Annotated in this window: 1 protein-coding gene; it reads left to right on the top strand. The window is 42.2% G+C overall.

Going from position 1 to position 1,269, the window contains the following annotated elements:
* Positions 1 to 555 (top strand): leucine-rich repeat domain-containing protein (locus DB41_RS06935; protein ID WP_039385863.1); only part of this gene is annotated, 555 nt, incomplete at its 5' end.
* Positions 556 to 1,269 lie beyond the last annotated feature (714 nt).

The following is a 1,269-nucleotide window of genomic DNA, read 5'->3' as shown; positions in this document are numbered from 1 at the left end:
CAAGGGCTTGATTTAAGCCAAAACCAGCTCACCAGCCTGCCTGGGGAAATCGGGCAATTGTCTCAGCTGCAAGGGCTTGATTTAAGCCAAAACCAGCTCACCAGCCTGCCTACAGAAATCGGGCAGCTGTCTCAGCTGCAAGAGCTTGAGTTAAGCCAAAACCAGCTCACCAGCCTGCCTACAGAAATTGGGCAGCTGCCTCAGCTACAATGGCTTTACTTAAATCAAAACCAGCTCACCAGCCTGCCTACAGAAATTGGGCAGCTGCCTCAGCTACAATGGCTTTACTTAAATCAAAACCAGCTCACCAGTCTTCCTGCAGAAATCGGGCGGTTGTCTCGGCTACAAGAGCTTGATTTAAGCCAAAACCAGCTCACCAGTCTTCCTGCAGAAATCGGGCGGTTGTCTCAGCTGCTAAGGCTTGACATAAATCAAAACCAGCTCATCAGCCTTCCTGTAGAGATCGGGCAATTGTCTCAGCTTCTCATACTTGAATTAGCGGAAAATCCTTTGAAAGATATCCCCGAAAAAATAAGGCGGCGTTTTCAATTGTAGAATGGCCATAAGTACTTTTTAAATTGGGATGAGCCAAAATGAGATAAAAACTTTTAGCCATCTTATCTTTAAGCAAGTAATCGCTTTCTTTCCCGCAACTAAGTAAGCTTAAGCTAACCTACGCATTTATAATGACCAGAAGTTTCTCTCTTTTTCTGCAGATTGCTAGGCTGTGAGAACAACCTTTTTTGACAGGGAGAAGCTAGGCGTATTGCATTCCATCATTCAATAGAAGAATTAAAACATTGCGCAAAAAAGAGCCGTTTTCTCAAATAAGGCAAAGAATCCCTCTCATTCTTTTAGCCAAATCAAAATTGCCGCGTCACTTAATCGCCAAAACCTGTGGTTGCTCCTAAATGCTTGGAAGGTCTCCAACCTTTCCGTGGATCTATCTGAAATAAAAGCGTGGTAGATTATCTGTGGGTTGTTTTTCATTGATAAGAGCACGAATTCGTTTGACTTGCTTTTTAATTCTTTTATTCTGTGAGTTGTTTTTCCTTGGTAAGGATACAAATTCGCTTGACTTGCTTTTTCAATTTTTTCTATATTGCCTTTAATAAATAAAAATGCTGAAAAGTCATCGCTACCCAAGGAAATAAGATGTATCCTATCTCATCGACATCTATCGAAAGCTTGCCCAATGAATTGCTGCTCCCCATCTTAGAGGCTTGCGCAGTTCCTTCCTTATTTAGCGTCTGTAAAAGATGGCATCAT

The sequence above is a fragment of the Neochlamydia sp. TUME1 genome (assembly GCF_000813645.1).
GTDB lineage: Bacteria > Chlamydiota > Chlamydiia > Chlamydiales > Parachlamydiaceae > Neochlamydia.
The sequence above is the reverse complement of the archived record's forward strand: the minus strand, read 5'-3'. Positions and strand labels throughout refer to the sequence as shown.